Source organism: Kitasatospora sp. NPDC059795 (assembly GCF_042732175.1).
Classification (GTDB): Bacteria; Actinomycetota; Actinomycetes; order Streptomycetales; family Streptomycetaceae; genus Kitasatospora.
This window is the reverse complement of record NZ_JBHWID010000003.1, coordinates 64,877-79,640: the sequence shown is the minus strand read 5'-3', so window position 1 is coordinate 79,640 and position 14,764 is coordinate 64,877. Positions and strand designations below refer to the sequence as shown.

13 protein-coding genes are annotated in these 14,764 nt (G+C 73.7%); 9 read left to right on the top strand and 4 right to left on the bottom strand.

The annotated features are described in order from the left end of the window. The first annotated feature begins 61 nt into the window (after window positions 1-61). The 6 genes from ACFV4P_RS07475 (at window position 62) to ACFV4P_RS07450 (ending at window position 7,028) form a co-directional block, all read left to right on the top strand. Window positions 62-331, top strand: coding sequence for a hypothetical protein (locus ACFV4P_RS07475; RefSeq protein WP_073808831.1), 270 nt, complete (start codon window positions 62-64; stop codon window positions 329-331). Continuing rightward, a complete protein-coding gene (locus ACFV4P_RS07470) occupies window positions 328-774 on the top strand; it encodes a TadE family protein (RefSeq protein ID WP_143200072.1) in 447 nt (148 codons plus the stop codon). The genes ACFV4P_RS07475 and ACFV4P_RS07470 overlap by 4 nt, the downstream gene beginning before the upstream one ends. After that, a complete protein-coding gene (locus tag ACFV4P_RS07465; RefSeq protein WP_073808828.1) occupies window positions 771-1,199 on the top strand; it encodes a TadE/TadG family type IV pilus assembly protein in 429 nt (142 codons plus the stop codon). Before ACFV4P_RS07470 ends, ACFV4P_RS07465 begins: the two co-directional genes overlap by 4 nt. An 80-nt stretch (window positions 1,200-1,279) precedes the next feature. Beyond that, window positions 1,280-1,675, top strand: a complete 396-nt coding sequence (locus tag ACFV4P_RS07460; RefSeq protein WP_380468306.1) for a hypothetical protein — start codon at window positions 1,280-1,282, stop codon at window positions 1,673-1,675. Beyond that, window positions 1,675-6,093, top strand: coding sequence for a BTAD domain-containing putative transcriptional regulator (locus ACFV4P_RS07455; protein ID WP_380468304.1), 4,419 nt, complete (start codon window positions 1,675-1,677; stop codon window positions 6,091-6,093). The genes ACFV4P_RS07460 and ACFV4P_RS07455 overlap by 1 nt, the downstream gene beginning before the upstream one ends. 203 nt (window positions 6,094-6,296) lie before the next feature. Then, window positions 6,297-7,028: an HAD family hydrolase gene (locus ACFV4P_RS07450; RefSeq protein ID WP_380468302.1), complete on the top strand. Its 732-nt coding sequence runs from the start codon at window positions 6,297-6,299 to the stop codon at window positions 7,026-7,028. Window positions 7,029-7,194: 166 nt separating this feature from the next. On the opposite strand, the gene ACFV4P_RS07445 is transcribed toward ACFV4P_RS07450, so the two are convergent. The 4 genes from ACFV4P_RS07445 to ACFV4P_RS07430 all read right to left on the bottom strand — a co-directional run bounded on the left by ACFV4P_RS07445 (window position 7,195) and on the right by ACFV4P_RS07430 (window position 11,222). Continuing rightward, on the bottom strand, window positions 7,195-8,673 hold the full coding sequence (locus ACFV4P_RS07445) for a phospholipase D-like domain-containing protein (RefSeq protein ID WP_380468300.1): 1,479 nt from the start codon (window positions 8,671-8,673) through the stop codon (window positions 7,195-7,197). Window positions 8,674-8,900: 227 nt separating this feature from the next. Then, the gene (locus ACFV4P_RS07440) at window positions 8,901-9,383 is read right to left on the bottom strand and encodes a VOC family protein (protein WP_380468298.1); all 483 of its coding nucleotides are present in this window, start codon (window positions 9,381-9,383) and stop codon (window positions 8,901-8,903) included. Window positions 9,384-9,537: 154 nt separating this feature from the next. Further along, window positions 9,538-10,623 carry a hypothetical protein gene (locus ACFV4P_RS07435; protein WP_380468296.1) on the bottom strand — a complete coding sequence of 362 codons (1,086 nt, stop codon included), beginning with the start codon at window positions 10,621-10,623 and terminating at the stop codon, window positions 9,538-9,540. 50 nt (window positions 10,624-10,673) lie between these two features. Continuing rightward, on the bottom strand, window positions 10,674-11,222 hold the full coding sequence (locus tag ACFV4P_RS07430; protein ID WP_380468294.1) for a DUF4240 domain-containing protein: 549 nt from the start codon (window positions 11,220-11,222) through the stop codon (window positions 10,674-10,676). Window positions 11,223-11,339: 117 nt separating this feature from the next. Here ACFV4P_RS07430 and ACFV4P_RS07425 point away from each other — a divergent pair, with 117 nt between their 5' ends. The 3 genes from ACFV4P_RS07425 to ACFV4P_RS07415 all read left to right on the top strand — a co-directional run bounded on the left by ACFV4P_RS07425 (window position 11,340) and on the right by ACFV4P_RS07415 (window position 14,475). Then, complete coding sequence (locus ACFV4P_RS07425) at window positions 11,340-12,293, top strand: zinc-binding dehydrogenase (protein ID WP_380468292.1); 954 nt, start codon at window positions 11,340-11,342, stop codon at window positions 12,291-12,293. 186 nt (window positions 12,294-12,479) lie between these two features. Continuing rightward, window positions 12,480-12,920, top strand: a complete 441-nt coding sequence (locus tag ACFV4P_RS07420) for a hypothetical protein (protein WP_380468290.1) — start codon at window positions 12,480-12,482, stop codon at window positions 12,918-12,920. Further along, window positions 12,913-14,475, top strand: coding sequence for a caspase domain-containing protein (locus ACFV4P_RS07415; protein ID WP_380468288.1), 1,563 nt, complete (start codon window positions 12,913-12,915; stop codon window positions 14,473-14,475). Before ACFV4P_RS07420 ends, ACFV4P_RS07415 begins: the two co-directional genes overlap by 8 nt. Window positions 14,476-14,764: the final 289 nt, after the last annotated feature.

The following is a 14,764-nucleotide window of genomic DNA, read 5'->3' as shown; positions in this document are numbered from 1 at the left end:
CCCGCCGACCCCGCCGACTCCGTCGGAACCGCCCCCCTTTCCCCGCACCGGAGAGCACACCATGAACCGAATCCGCGCCCTGGCCACGGCAGTTCTGCTGCCGCTGCTGTTCCCCGTCCACCTGCTGCGCCCCGTCCTGGAGTTCCGCCTGGTCAAGCTGCGCGCCGCCCGGGCCTCCGGCGACCGCGGCGCGATCAGCATCGAACTCGCGCTCGCCGTCATCGTGCTGGTCGCCATCGCCGGCGCCGTGGTCTACGCGATCACCCAGCTCGGCACCAACGTCAAGAACAAGATCCCGCAGAACGTCCCGGACGGGGGCCAGGCGCCGTGACCCCCCGCCCGCCCAGGCCCGTCGCCCTCCGCGCCCTGACGGCCCGGCAGTTCCGCGGGCGGACGCTCGACGCGGGAGCGATGGCGATCAGCCTCGCCATCGTCTTCCCCGCCGTGCTGTTCGTCATCCTCCTGGTCGTGCAGGCCGGACTCTGGTGGTACGCCGACCAGGCCGCCCTGACCGCCGCCCGGGAGGGCGTGGACGCCGGACGCGTCAACGGCGCGCACGCGGACGACGGGCCGAGGCGGGCCCAGGACTTCACCGACCGGCTCGGCGACCTCGCCCGGCTGGAGGGCATCCAGGCCGACAGCGGCGACCCCGAGCTGTACCGGATGTCCGTCACCGTCCACCCGGCGTCCGTCCTGCCCTTCTTCGACCGGCTGACGCTCACCAAGACCGCCAGCGCGCCCCGGGAGAAGTTCGTACCGCAGGGGCAGCCGTGAACCTCCACGACGACCGCGGGTCGTTCGCGATCGAGGCCGCGATACTCGTGCCCGTGGTGCTCGCCTTCGCACTGATGGCGGTCGCCGCCGGGCGCGTGCAGAGCACCGGCGCGGTGGTGGACGCCGCCGCCCGCTCCGGCGCACGCGCCGCCTCGCTGGCCCGCACCCCCGAGGGCGCCCGGCAGGCAGCCGCCGACGCCGTTCAACAAGCTCTCGAGGACCGGGGCGTACAGTGCGCGACCGAGCCCGTCGGGGAGCCCCAGTACGGCATCCTGAGGACCGACGGCGATCCGCTCACCACCATCACCGTCCAGGTCTCCTGCACCGTCTCCTTCGGCGACCTGATGGAACTGGACGGCCTGCCCGGCCACAAGACGCTCACCGGTACATTCACCTCCGTGGTGGACCGCTATCGGGGAAACTGACCGCACGTCACCACCGGAGGGGGGAAGGGACTGTGAACGAACAAGGCGTGAACTGCCGTGACCGGGGCAGCATTTCGGTCATGGTCGCCGTCACCGCCGTCAGCCTGGTGGCCGTGGTCGGCCTGGTCCTCGACTGCGGCGGCCGGCTGCGTGCCGTCGAACGGGCCGACGCACTCGCCCAGGAAGCGGCCCGGGCCGGCGGCCAGCAACTCGACATCGACGCGCTGCGGGCCGGTCAGGGCTACCGCTTCGACCGCGCCGCCGCCGAACGCGCCGCCACCGGGTACCTGCGCAGCCACGGCATCAAGGGCGCCATCGGCTTCCCGAACCAGGGCGACCTGAAGACCTTCAGCGTCACCGTCGAAACGGACTACCCGACCGCGCTGCTCGGCCTGGTCGGCATCACCACTCTCCCCGTGCAGGGCCACGGCAAGGCCACCCTGGTACACGGCATCACGGAAGGGACGACCGGCTGATGGCCGCGCGCGGAGCCGACGACCAGCACCGCAAGGGCCGCCAGGGGCGGCGACCGCACCCCGGCGGCAACCCGCCCGCCCACCTGCGCCCCGCCCGACGACGGCGGGGCGCGGGCGGATCGGTCCTCGCCGCGCTCGGCTCACTGCTGGCGCTGGCCGTCCTGCTGGTCGGCGTGCCCGTCCTGCTCGGCTACGGCACCGCGACCGTCGCCGCGATGGGCAACCCGCTGGGCCGCGGCCTGGTCGAGGCACTCACCAGCCCCGACGACGGCAGCCTGTTCCTGTGGCTGCTGGTCGCCGTCGGCTGGCTCGGCTGGCTGTGCTTCCTGGTCTCCGTCCTGATCGAGATCCCCGCCCAGCTGCGTGGCCGGGTCGCCCGCCGGCTGCCCGCGTTCGGCTGGAGCCAGCGGATCGCCGCCGGCCTGGTCGGCTCCGTGCTCGCCCTCCTCCCGGTCGCCGGCTCGGCCTTCGCCGCGACCCCCGAACTCGCCGAACGCCCCGCCGCCGTCGCCCAGTTGACGGCCTCGCCGGCGCTCGCCGCACTGCCCGCCGCCGCCCCGGCCGCCGCACCCGCCGCCGACCCGCAGCAGCCCACGTACACGGTGCGCGACTCCCGGCCCGCCGACAGCCTCTGGTCCATCGCCGAACGCCAACTCGGCGCCGGCGAACGCTGGACGGAGATCGCCAAGCTCAACGCCGGCCGCCCGATGGACGACTCCGGCACCCGCTTCGACGCCGACCGGCCGATCCAGCCCGGCTGGCAGCTGCTGATGCCCGGCGACGCCAAGCCCGACCCGGCCGGCGGCGGCGGTGGCGGCGGCGCGGCCGTCGGCGGGAACGCGGCGCCCGGCGGGGGCACCCAGAGCGCGGCCGTCCCCCCGGCCGGGCTCGCCGCGCCCGCCCACGGCACCGTCACCGTGCACTCCGGCGACTCGCTGTCCGGCATCGCGCAGCGGGAGTTGGGCGACGGGGACCGCTGGCCCGAGCTCTTCGAGGCCAACAAGGGCGTCACCGCGCCCGACGGCGAGAAGCTCACCGACCCGGACGTGCTCGCCACCGGCATGGTGCTCACCGTGCCCGGCGCCCAGCAGCCCGCCGGGCAGCAGCAGCCCGCGCCGCAGTCGTCCGGCCCGCAGTCCTCGGGGCCGCAGTCGTCCGGGCCGCAGCAGGTCGTTCCGCGCAGCCACGCGCCCGAGAGGCCGGAGCCCGGCGACCAGCCCGCACCGGTGCAGCCGCCCGCTGCCGAGACGCCCGCTGCCGAGACGCCCGCGCCGTCCGAGACGCCCTCGCAGACGCCCTCGCAGACGCCCGCCGCTTCGCCCGCAGCGTCGCAGGGCGCGTCGCAGGGCGCCGAGACGCCCGCGCCGGCCGGGGAGACGCCCGCGCCGCAGGACAGTGCGCCCGCCGCCAACCTGCCCGCCGTCCGCGACCACCAGCAGGCGCAGCACGGCGACGACTACACCGTCCCGCTGGCCGTCTCCACCGTCGGCGTGCTGATGGCCGCAGCCCTGATCAGCCTGGTCGCCCGCCGCCGCACCGACCAGCAGCGCGCCCGCCGCCCCCGGCACCGGATCGCCCTGCCGTCCGCCCCCGCCGGCCGCTTCGAGGCCGAACTGAAGGCCCGCCAGGACGACGGCGGCCTCGACCTGCTCAACCGCGCGCTGCGCACCCTCGGCCGCAACACCGTCCGCGGCGACAAGCGGCTGCCCGCCCTGGTCGCCGCCCGGATCACCACCGCCGGCACCGTCGAACTGCACCTCGCCGCCCCCGCCGTGCCGATCGCCCCGTTCCGGGCCGCGCACGCCCCCAACGTGTGGTGGTGCCCCGACGACTCCAACGAGCTGCTGTCCGCCGGACAGGCCGCCAAGTACAGCGCCCCCTACCCGGCGCTGGTCACCCTCGGCAACAGCCCCGACGGCTCCACCGTCCTCGCCGACCTGGAGACCGTCCGCCTGGTCCACCTCTCCGGCCACCCCGACGACGCCGACGACGTGCTGCGCACCCTCGCCGTCGAACTCGCCCACAGCCCGCTCGCCGACCGCCTCCACCTGCACCTGGTCGGCATCGCCACCGACCTGCCCGCCGCCGGCCCCGCCACCGACCGGGTCCACCACCACGCCACCCTGGAGGCCGCGCTCGCCGCCCTCGGCCCGCGCACCGCCAAGGCCCGCGCCACCCTGGTCGCCGCCGAGGCCGGCAGCCCCCGCGAGGCCCGCAGCCGGGGCAGCGCCGACGAAGCCTGGGTGCCGGAGATCGTGCTCTCCGCGCAGCCGCCCGCCGGCGGCATCCCCGCCGAACTGGGCCGCCTGCTCGACGGACGCCCCCGCACCTGCCTGGCCGTCCTCACCCGTGCCCCCGAACGCGGCGCCGGCCCCGTCGCGCGTTGGACGCTGCCCGCCACCGGCCAGTCCACGCTGCCCGGCCTGCACCTGAGCGTCGAACTCCAGCGCCTCAGCCGCGAACAGTACGACCAGCTCGGCGAACTCGTCCGCGCCTCCGGCGACTTCACCCAGCACCCGGCCCCCGAGTGGACCTTCGACGGCCCGCACAACGGCCCCGAGGACGAGGCCGAGATCCCGCTGCCCGCCGTTCCCGCGCTGGCCACCGTCGGCGCGGCGATCGCCGCCCACCCCGGGGCGTTCGGCTTCGACGCCGAACCGGGCGGGGCGTCCGAGTTCGGCTCCGAGTTCGCCTCCGATCTCGCGTCCGACCTCGGCTCCGATCTCGGCTCCGAGCGGGTGGACACCGGTCTGGACGCGCGGCTGATCGCGCTGCTCGGCGGGCCCGGCGGAGCGGCCGCCGGCTCCGACACGCCGGTGCCGCTGTCGCTGGCCAAGCCCGGCGCCGCCTTCGCCGCTCCCGCCGAGGGCGACCCCGGCGCGCCGCGCGTGCTGGCCCGCGTCGTGCCCACCGGCAGCAGCCCGTTCGCCGGGCTGGTCCCCACCGCGCCCACCAACCCGTACGCCGTCACGCCCGTCACCCCCGTCCCGCCCGCGGAGACCGCGCCGCCCGGGCCGGCGGCCTCGCCCGCCGCGCCCCGGCACGCCGCCAACGGCCAGGCCCGCAAGGCCACCACCCCCCCGCACGGCACACCCGTCGACCCGCGCCTCGGTGCGACGTACCCCGCCGCTCCCGTTGCTCCGGTGGAGCACGACCCGGACGAGGCCGACACCGCCGAGATCCCGCCGGTGCAGACCGAGCCGGAACCGCCGCAGCAGGGGCCGCAGTCGGAGTGGTCGTCGGAGCCGTCGTACGAGCCGTCGCCGGAGCTGTTGCACGAGCCGTCGTACGAGCCGGAGTCGGCGGCGGAACCCGTCGCCGAGCCGGTCGCCGGGGCCACGCAGTACGGGCAGGGCACGCAGTACTTCGAGCTCCCGCCCGTGGAGGCCGCCCCGGAACCGGACCTCGACAACGCCCGGCAGTACGTCGAACTGCCGCCCGTCGAGCCCGCCCCCGCCCCGTTCGTCCCGGCCCAACTCCCGCCCGCCGCACCGGCGGTGCCCGAGCCCGCGCCGATCCACGACCAGGCCGAGGCCCTCGACCCGCACGCCGTGAGCGCCAGCGCCCGGCCCTCCGCCCGGCCCGGAAGCACCCCCGCGCGGACGGACAGCGACGACCTGCTGGCGATCCTCCGCTCCCCGGAGGCCCACCACCTGCGCTCCGCGCCGCGGATCCGGCTGCTCGGCCCGGTGGACGTCCTCGGCGTCGCCGGGCACATCGACCCGGCCGCCCGCCCCCGGCTGACCGAGCTCGCCGCCTACCTGGCGCTGCGCCCCGCCTCCGAGCACTCGGTGATCGACCGGGACATCCACCCCGGCGCCGCCCACCTCGACCCGAAGGCCACCGTCGAGCGCCTCGCCGAGCCGCTCCCCGTCAAACTCGCCGCCCTGGCAACCTGGTTGGGCACCTCCCCGGAGGGCCGCGACTACCTGGCCGCCGAACCCGCCGAGACCTACAGCCTGGCCCCGACGGTCGGCTGCGACTGGGACGAGTTCCGCAGCCTCTACCGGCGCGGCATGCGCTCCACCTCCACCACCGCCGACGCGGCCCTCGCCCACGCCCTCGCCCTGGTCCGCGGCGCCCCGTTCGCCGAGGCCCCCGGCGGCGCCTTCGGCTGGGCCGAGACCGAACGCCAGGACATGCTGGCCGCGATCGTCGACACCGCCCACGAACTCGCCGCCCGCCGACTCCAGTACGGCGACCACCGCACCGCCGAGGCCGCCATCTTCCGCGCCCTCGCCGTCGCCCCCGACGTCGAACTCCTGCACCGCGACCTGTTCTACGCGTACGCCTCCGCCGGCGCCCGTGACCAACTCGTCCGCGCCGTCAACCGCCTCGACGCCCTCAGCCGCCGCACCGGCCGCGACCTCGACCCCGACACCGTCGCCCTCCTCCGCGACCTCCTCACCGGAGGCTGACGGACACCTCGCCCGAAGGGTCCACGATTCGGTGAGTACTGTCGGCGGATCACGAGCCCGCCCCGGGACGGTTCACGCTCGCCGCCGGGCCGGCCGGCCCGGCGGCTCATGAGCGTCGTCATCGACCGCGGCACCATCTGCTCATGCACGGCGGGGCAGCGAATCGTCCCGTCCTCGCGTGATCGCCAACGAAAGAGCAACCGATGAAACCGATGCAACCGATGCAACCGATTGCCCTGTTCGACCTTGACGGCCTTTTGATCGACTCCGAGCCGATCTGGGACGCGGCAAAGCGTGAAGTGTTCGGTCCGCTCGGCCTGCACCTCACAGCGGAGATGCAGGCGGCGACGCGCGGGCTGCGGCAGAGGGACATGGTGGCCTACTGGTTCGATCGGGCCGCGCTTCAAGCCGACCCCGACGACGTCGAGCAGCAGATCGTGGCCGCCGTGTGCCGTGGGCTGGCGGGAGTGGCGCTGAAACCCGGCGCCGAACACGCCGTCGCGGCGTGCGCGCGTGCATCGAGGGCGATGGCCGTCGTGTCGTCTTCGCCGGAGTCGGTGATTCGGCATGCGCTCGCGAGCACCGGCCTTGACCGATCTTTCGATGCCGTGTTCTCGGCCGAGGACGACGAACACGGCAAGCCCCATCCAGGTGCCTATCTCCGGGCAGCCGCCGCCCTCGGCGCGTCACCCGACGAATGCATTGTGTTCGAGGACTCGCTCAACGGCGTCCTCGCCGGCGTGTCCGCCCAGATGACGGTCGTCGCCGTTCCCGAGGCCGCTGATCGCTGCGATCCGCGCTTCGCGATTGCCACTCTGGTACTGGAGTCCCTCAAGGATCTCGATACCTCTGTATTCGGCGCGTACGTGTCCGGGGGGAGCCGGAACGCCACGTCCTCACCGCTTCCCGACGGACGCCTGGGCAATCACAGCTGAGAACCGCTGCGGACCGGCGACGGTTACGCCTTCGCCCCGCGCCGCCCGCTGTTCCTGGCCGCCGGGGAGCGCGTCGAACTGACCGGCGACCGGGCGGAGATCGTCCGACCCGACGGCTCCCGGCGGGTGGTGGAAGGGTCCTGGGAGACCCGGTGCGGGTCGGGCGTCAGGAGACGTTGAGGGACAGGTCGTCGAGGACGAACGAGGTCTGCTTCTGGTAGTCCTCGGCGCCGGTGAAGGTCAGCGTCACGCTCTGGCCCGCGTAGGCGGACAGGTCGACGGTGTGCTGGGTGTAGCCGGTGTTGTGGTCGAGGTTGGAGTGGGTGGCGACGGTGGTGCCGTTGGCGGTGACGGTGAGCTTGTCGTAGGCGGTGGTGGTGCTGGTCTCGGCGGTGTCGACGTGCAGCCAGTAGCCGAGGCTCGCGGTGCAGCCGGCCGGGACGGTGACGGTCTGGGTGAGGGTCTCGGTGCGGGCGGTGCCGTAGCCGTCCAGCCAGACGTCCCAACTGCCGCTCCGGGCGGGCTCGGTGGCGGCGCTGCTGAGGGTGCCGGCGGTGCCCGTCCAGGGGCTGGGGGCGCCGGTCTCGAAGCCGGGGTTGCCGAGCAGCTGGGCGGCCGTGCAGGTGCCGGTGGGCGGCGGCGGGGTGGTGCCGCCGTTGCTCGGGACGCGGTTGAAGTCGGCGGTGAAGGTGGACTCGATGCCGGAGATCACGGCCGGGTCGGAGATGATCAGGCCGAGTTCGCGGTTGTGGTTGAGCGAGTTGTCGGAGAAGTTCTCCGACCCGGCGAACACCTTGGCCGTGGACGTGCCGTAGTCCGCGACGATCGCCTTCGCGTGCACGTAGAACCCGGTGCTGCTGGTGTACGTGGTGACCTTCCCGCCCGCTGCGGTGACCTGGTTGAACTGCGCGGTGTACTTCGCGGAGGTGTCCTCGGCGACCACCCGCACCGCCACGCCGCGCTGCTCCGCGGCGACGATCGCGTTGACCAGCGCGGCGTCGCCGAACTCCTCCTCCTGGACGTCCAGGCTGTGCTGCGCGCCGTTGATCAGCGCCAGCAGCCGGCTCTGCGAGTCGGTGGGCGACCACACCAGGTCGGTGCCGTCGGACGGGGTGATCGCGGTGTGCGCGTAGTCCGCGCCGAAGACCTGCTCGATCGCGGCGACGTCCGCCGCGTCGGTGTCCAGGACGCCGTAGTCGCGGGAGGTGGAGTAGTAGGTGGTGTCGAAGTTGCCGGTGGAGATGTACGACCTGGCGCCGTCCACCGTGATGGTCTTCTGGTGGGTGTAGGTGAACGAGGAGGACGAGTAGACCACGCTCACCCCGCCTGCGGTCAGCGCGTTGTACGCGGCGCTGTTGACCGAGCTGTGGTTCGGGTCGAGCACCACCCGGACGTTCACGCCCGCCTTCTGACGGTTCACCAGGGCGGTGGTGAGGGTGGTGTCGCGCAGCTCGTAGATGGTGACGTCGACCGACCTGGTGGCGGAGGCGACCAGGCCGTAGATCGCGTTCTCGCCCTGGTCCGGGAGGATCACCAGCGTGTACGGGCTGGTCGCGGCGTGCCCGGCGGCGACCGGGGTCAGCACGGTGGCGGCGGCGGTGGCGCCGGCGGCGAGGGTGCGCAGCAGGCGGCGGGTGAGGCTCATGGCAGGCTCCAGCTGTTCGGTGCACGTACGGACGTGACGCGCGTAGCGCCGCCCAGTAAGGCATGCCCTGACGGCCGATCAGAAGAGCTTGAACATGTCATGGCGCTGAACAGGAATACTTTTACCGGAGCCCGGACAACCGTTGACCGGACGCACCCCCCGGGACCGGCCGCCCCATCGGCCCGAAGCCCCCAAGCCCCGCCGCCCCGCTGTGCCGCCCCGCCGGCTCACGGCCTCCGGTCGGCGGCGGCCTCCAGCGCCGCGACGTCGAGCCTGGTCATGTCGAGCATCGCGGTCGTCGCCCGACGGGCCCGCTCCGGGTCCGGGTCGTTCAGCAGTTCCAGCATCCGGCGCGGCACGATCTGCCAGGACAGGCCGAAGCGGTCCTTCAGCCAGCCGCACTGCCCGGGCTGTCCGCCGTCCGCCGTCAGCAGTTCCCAGTAGCGGTCGACCTCGGCCTGGTCGTCGCAGTCCACCTGGAGCGAGACCGCCTCGTTGAAGGTGAACACCGGCCCGCCGTTGAGCGCCCGGTACCGCTGCCCGAACAGTTCGAACTCCACCAGCATCACGCTGCCCGCCTGGCCCGGACCGGCCTCCGAGTACCGCTTGACGTCGGTCACCCGGCCGTCCCGGAACACCGAGAGGTACAACGCGACGGCCTGCTCGGCCTGGTGGTCGAACCACAGGAACGTGGTGATCTTCTGGCTCATCGGGAGAACGCCTTCCGCCGCTGTCGTGCCGGCCGTTGCCGGGCCGTTGCCGGGTGGTGTCGGGTGGTGTCGCCCTGACGCTAGCCCGGGCGGGGCGGTGCGCCCGGGCGGCGCTCCGGCGGTGCGGCAGGTCGGGGGACGGCCGTGGGGGTGTTCAGTCGAGGGCCGACAGGGCCTCGCGCAGCGGGCCGTAGCCGTCGGACGGGTCGGTGCGGTCGCGCAGGCAGCGGTGGACGGCGGCGGTCAGCTCCAGTCGGGGGCCGATCCGGCGGCCGATCCGGGCCACCGAGAGCTCGGGGTGGGTCTCGGCGTCGAGGTCGTTGTTGCAGCGCAGCGGGATCCAGCGGGCGCCCCGGGCGCGGCAGGCGGTCTCGCCGAGGTACCAGAGCGCACAGTCGAAGACCGGGTCCTCGAACAGGCGGATCACGTCCGGAAGATGGGCGATCCGGTAGCGCTCCACGGCCACCATGTGGTCCAGTCGGTCGCCCAGGCCGAGAGTGTCGATGCGCCGGCGCAGCACGTCCTCCAGCAGCCCCAACGACCGTTCGGAGAAGTCGAGTCGGCCGTCCAGCCCGGTGGCCCGCGCCCACAGCCCGAACGCCTCCTCCCGGGTGGCCAGCCAGTGCGCGAGGTCCTGTCCGGGGCGGCCGGGGTCGAGCGGGCCGGGGCCGCCGGGCAGGGGGCGGCTGCCCGGGTTCTGCGCGGGACGGCCGGCGGCCAGGGCCAGCGCCCGGTCCACCACCGAGTCCCAGTACGCGTAGTTCTCCAGGGTCTCCAGCAGGCGGCCGGCCGCCGTCGGATCGGCCACCGCGACCACCATGCCGAGCGCGCTGCACATCGGGAAGTCGTCCTCGTACAACTCCTCCGCCTCGGCCAGTTCCTCCGCCTCCTCCTCGTCCAGCACCTCCTTCGGCAGGCGCAGCAGCGGCTGGATCCGGTCGGGTGCGTGGGGCGGCGGCTCGGGCGAACAGTGCCACAGCGCACCGTAGTTGCGGACGTGCACCTCGCCGAAGTACCAGGCCGCCGCGGTCAGGAACGGCTCGTTCCAGGCCGCGTTCGCCTGCTCCCAGTCGGGGTAACGGCCGCGGACCGCCTGCTCCAGACGGGGGAGCGAGCCGGTGGTGAAGTCCCAACCGCCGCCGGTGAGTTCGGCCCAGGCGGGAAACCCGTCCCGCCCGAGCGTCAGCCACTCGTTCAGCCGGGGGTTGTCGAGCCATTCGGGGTCGTCGATGCTGGTCATGACCGCCGAGCATAGGACCGACCGCCGACAGGCATCGGGCTGACGCTGCGTCAACTACCTTGTGCGAACAGCAGGATGAGCCTCGGCATCCGGGACGCGGTCTGCTCGGGCGTCCACGGTTCACCGACCGGTTCGGCGTTCACCGGGCTGTCGTGGCCCTCGGCGAGCAGCGCCTCCTCCAGGCCGTCCTCGTCGCCGGTGATCTCCTCCCAGGCGGAGGCGGCGCAGTAGTCGAGCTCCTCCCAGTCGGGCACCATACGCTCGTCCAGCGCGGCCAGGCGGTGGAACTCGGGGTGGTCGGCGAGCGCGTCCGGGTCGTCGACGGCCAGGCGGAGGGCGTCCCGGCCGAGACCGACCAGCCAGGAGTGGAAGTACCAGAGCGTGTCGTCGCTGACGAAGCCCGGCCCGACCAGCTTCGCCAGCGCGACCGTCGCCATGGTGTCCAGCGGCGCCCGCACCTCCTCCAGGCGCAGCTGGAACGCGCGCACCTCGTCCAGCGGGAGCCGTGCCAGGCGTTCGGTCAGCAGCTCGGTGCGCCGGCCGGACGGGGTGGCGGGCGCGGTGGCCTCCACCAGCTCCCAGAAGTCGTTCAGGTTCATGTCCGTCATGCTCGCACGGCACGGCGACAGGCCGGCCGCCCTTGACCTCAAGCGTGCTTGAACTCGCAGGATGGGCGGGCGGCCGGAACCACCGGCCCGGTGAGGGGTGGAGGCACGATGCGAGCGGTGTGGCTGCGGGAGTTCGGCGGGCCGGAGGTGCTGGTGCCGGGCGAGGCCCCGGACCCGGTGGCGGGGGAGGGGCAGGTGCTGATCGACGTCGCGCACGCCAACCTGACGTTCGTCGAGACCCAGTTCCGCGCCACCGGCCTCGGACCGTTCACCGCCGCGCTGCCGATGATCCCCGGCAACGGCGTCGGCGGCACCGTCGCCGCCGTCGGACCCGGCGTCGACCCGGCACTCCTCGGACGGCGCGTCATCTCCTCCACCGGCGGCAGCGGCGGCTACGCGGAACGCGCCGCCGTCCCCGCCGCCGGTCTCCACCTCGTCCCCGACGGCCTCGCCCTGGACGCCGCGACCGCGCTGCTCGCCGACGGCCGCACCGCCCGCCTGCTGCTGGAGACCGTCGCGCCCGCCCCCGGCGCCCGCGTCCTGATCCTGGCGGCGGCCGGCGGCGTCGGCACCCTCCTCCTCCAACTCGCCGCCCGGGCCGGCCTGCACGTCGTCGCCGCGGCCGGCGGGCCCGCCAAACTCGCCCTCGCCGCCGAACTCGGCGCCGCCGAGACCCTCGACTACCTGCACCCCGACTGGACCGCCGGCACCGCCCCCGTCGACGTCCTCCTCGACGGTGTCGGCGGCGCCCTCGGCCGCACCGCCGCCACCCTGCTCCGCCCCGCCGGCCACCTCCTCAACTACGGTCTTGCAGGCGGCAGTTGGACCAACCTCCCGCAGCGCGAGATCGACGCCCGCCGGCTCACCGTCCACACCCTGCGCCCCACCCCCGACGCCGTCCGCGCCGCCACCGCCCACGTCCTCGCCGAAGCCGCCGCCCACCGCCTGCGCCCCGTCATCGGCCGCCGCTTCCCCCTCGCCCACGCCGCCGCCGCCCACCGCGCCATCGAATCCCGCGCCACCCTCGGCAAGACCCTCCTGGACGTCCACCCCGCGAACTGACGGAACGCAGACGACGCACCCCTGTGCGCACGTCAGGGTGTCCGCCGCTGTGCCGGGAAGCGGGGCCGTCTACGCACTCAAGGCGGTTGGAGCCTGAACTCTCCTCGTGGGCAGTCCACTTGTGGGACTCTGGCCTGACCTGAAATCCCACGCCTTGGGGGCACAGTGAGTCGAGCACTGGGGTCAGTGGATGTCGGCCTGGTCTTCAGCGATCCGGACGGCATGGACGCCACCGAACGCGAGATGGAATCGCTGATCGAAGAACTCGATCAGCTTCCGCTGGTCCACCTGGAACACAGTCCGGCCCCGCCTGCCCCGCAAGGCACCCGGGCCGGTGACGCCACCGTCTACAGCTCCCTGGTCCTGGGGCTGGCGGGGGCGCCCGCCGTCCGGTCGCTGATCCTGCTGGTCCAGGACTGGCTGGCCCGCCGCACCTCGGGCACGGTCACGCTCCGGATCGGCGACGACGAGCTGGTCATGGAAGCCGGATCACCCGCCGACCGCCGGCGGATCGCCGAAGCCTTCCTGGCGCACCACGCCTCCACCGGCCGTCCCGAGAGCTCCGAGGGCTCCGATCGCTCCGGGGGCTCCGAGGGTTCCGGGGGATTTGGGGGCTCCGATGGCTAAGCGAGCCCTGATCCTGGCCACCGAGACCTATGGCGACGACCGGTTCGCAGCCCTTCCCGGCGCGACCGCCGACGCCGAGCACCTGCGCGACGTGCTGGGCGATCCTGCGGTCGGCGGGTTCGAGGTGACCGTCCTGCTCGACGAAACCGCACGGGAGTGGAAGAAGGCGATCGAGCAGTTCTTCGCCGCCGCCACCGGCGCCGACACCCTGCTGCTGCACCTGTCCTGCCACGGCCGCAAGGACGGCCGGAACCGGCTCCACTTCGTCACCCACGACAGCGAGTACGGCGCGCTGGCCGCCACCTCGGTCAGCGCCGGGTTCGTCGCCGACTGCATGGAGCAGAGCCGAAGCCGGCGCACCATCCTGCTGCTCGACTGCTGCTACAGCGGAGCGTTCAACAAGGGCATGCGTACCCGGGGCGACCAGGAGGTCGAGCTCAACGAGACCTTCGAAGGCCGGGGCCGGATCGTCATCACCTCCTCCACCGCCCTCCAGCACAGCTACGAGACCGCGTACACGACCGACCTGGTCAGCCGAGTCGAGGGCGAGCCCTCGGTGTTCACCTCCGCGGTCGTGCACGGACTGCGGACCGGGGACGCGGACCTCGACGAGGACGGCGTCATCACCGCCGACGACCTGTACCGCTTCATCAGCCGCTGGGTACCCGAACGGGTACCCGACCAGACGCCGACGCTGAGTGTCGACTCCGCCGACGGCGGGCGCATCGAGTTGGCCCTCAACCCGCGCGCCGCCGAGAATGCCCTGCGCCGCGCACTCGCCGGCGCCGAACTGCCCCAGCCCGTCCACCAGTTGGCACTTGCCGAGGCCGACCGTCGGGCGAAGGAGTCGGAGGCGAGAGCCGCCGAGCTGAGCGAGCAGGTCAAGAAGGCGGAGGTGGAGACGGCCCAGCACAAGGGCGCCCGGGCCCGCAGCGCCCACGAGCTGTCGCGGATGCTCGGCGTGCTGTTCGGGATCGTCGGCGGGGCGATCGGCCTGTGGACGGCGTCGCTCTGGGTGAGCGGCTTCACCCTGCCGCACGGTGGCGGGAAGTTCTTCGCCCTGGCGATCTGCGCCGGTGTCCTCAACTTCTCCTTCGCCGTCGTGGTGACCGGGACGATCGGGCTGGCGGCTCTTGTGGCAGCGGGCCTGGGCAAATGGCTGGAGGAGGACGAGCCGTTCGCCCAGAACGTGCCGACCGGGCGGAAGGTCCTCGCGGGCCTCGCGATCGGCGGCGCCGTCGCGCTCCTGCTCGCCGTGTTCGCCGCCGAGGTCATCTGGCTGCTGCCCGCCGTTCTCCGTCTCGGGGCATGGGTCTCCGGCCTGGCCGGGCTCCCCGTCGGCTTCCCCTCCGGCTGGGGCGACGTGCTGATCGCACTGTCCGGGAACGCCGGGCTGTTCGCGGGCGCGGCCGTGGCCCGTCCGCGCCGGCCCGACGACGAGGTCATCGAGGAGAGGGGACCCGGTTACATCAGGCGGGTCCGGCACAGGAAGATATGGGGCCCGTTCCGCGAGACGTACACCGAGACACGGGGTGGGGACTTCGACATCTTCTGACTCCGCCCGGCGGCGGACGGCCCGGTCACGGGAGGGCGCCGAGGAGACAGCGGTCTCCGTCCGCCGTCTCCCGCGTGCTCAGGCCGTCCTGGCCCATCTGCGTTCCCTCACCAGCCTCGGACTGGACACCGGGGTCTACACGGCGCTGCACGACGGCAGTTGAAACGCCGTCGTGGACGTCAGCGGGTATGTGCCGCGCCGTGTCGGGCAGGCACCGAACCGGCTGCCCACGAACTGCGCCTCGGCGCCCCCGTCGTCGGCCCGGTCATCGCCGATTCGGGCCGCCCCT

What these genes read in the sequence shown, in the direction of transcription:
- ACFV4P_RS07455 (WP_380468304.1), top strand. Translation starts at nt 1,675, where the DNA reads ATGGCCGCGCGCGGAGCCGACGACCAGCACCGCAAGGGCCGCCAGGGG.
- ACFV4P_RS07450 (WP_380468302.1), top strand. Translation starts at nt 6,297, where the DNA reads ATGAAACCGATGCAACCGATGCAACCGATTGCCCTGTTCGACCTTGAC.
- ACFV4P_RS07425 (WP_380468292.1), top strand. Translation starts at nt 11,340, where the DNA reads ATGCGAGCGGTGTGGCTGCGGGAGTTCGGCGGGCCGGAGGTGCTGGTG.
- ACFV4P_RS07435 (WP_380468296.1), bottom strand. Translation starts at nt 10,623, where the DNA reads ATGACCAGCATCGACGACCCCGAATGGCTCGACAACCCCCGGCTGAAC.
- ACFV4P_RS07430 (WP_380468294.1), bottom strand. Translation starts at nt 11,222, where the DNA reads ATGAACCTGAACGACTTCTGGGAGCTGGTGGAGGCCACCGCGCCCGCC.
- ACFV4P_RS07440 (WP_380468298.1), bottom strand. Translation starts at nt 9,383, where the DNA reads ATGAGCCAGAAGATCACCACGTTCCTGTGGTTCGACCACCAGGCCGAG.
- ACFV4P_RS07415 (WP_380468288.1), top strand. Translation starts at nt 12,913, where the DNA reads ATGGCTAAGCGAGCCCTGATCCTGGCCACCGAGACCTATGGCGACGAC.
- ACFV4P_RS07460 (WP_380468306.1), top strand. Translation starts at nt 1,280, where the DNA reads ATGGTCGCCGTCACCGCCGTCAGCCTGGTGGCCGTGGTCGGCCTGGTC.
- ACFV4P_RS07475 (WP_073808831.1), top strand. Translation starts at nt 62, where the DNA reads ATGAACCGAATCCGCGCCCTGGCCACGGCAGTTCTGCTGCCGCTGCTG.
- ACFV4P_RS07445 (WP_380468300.1), bottom strand. Translation starts at nt 8,673, where the DNA reads ATGAGCCTCACCCGCCGCCTGCTGCGCACCCTCGCCGCCGGCGCCACC.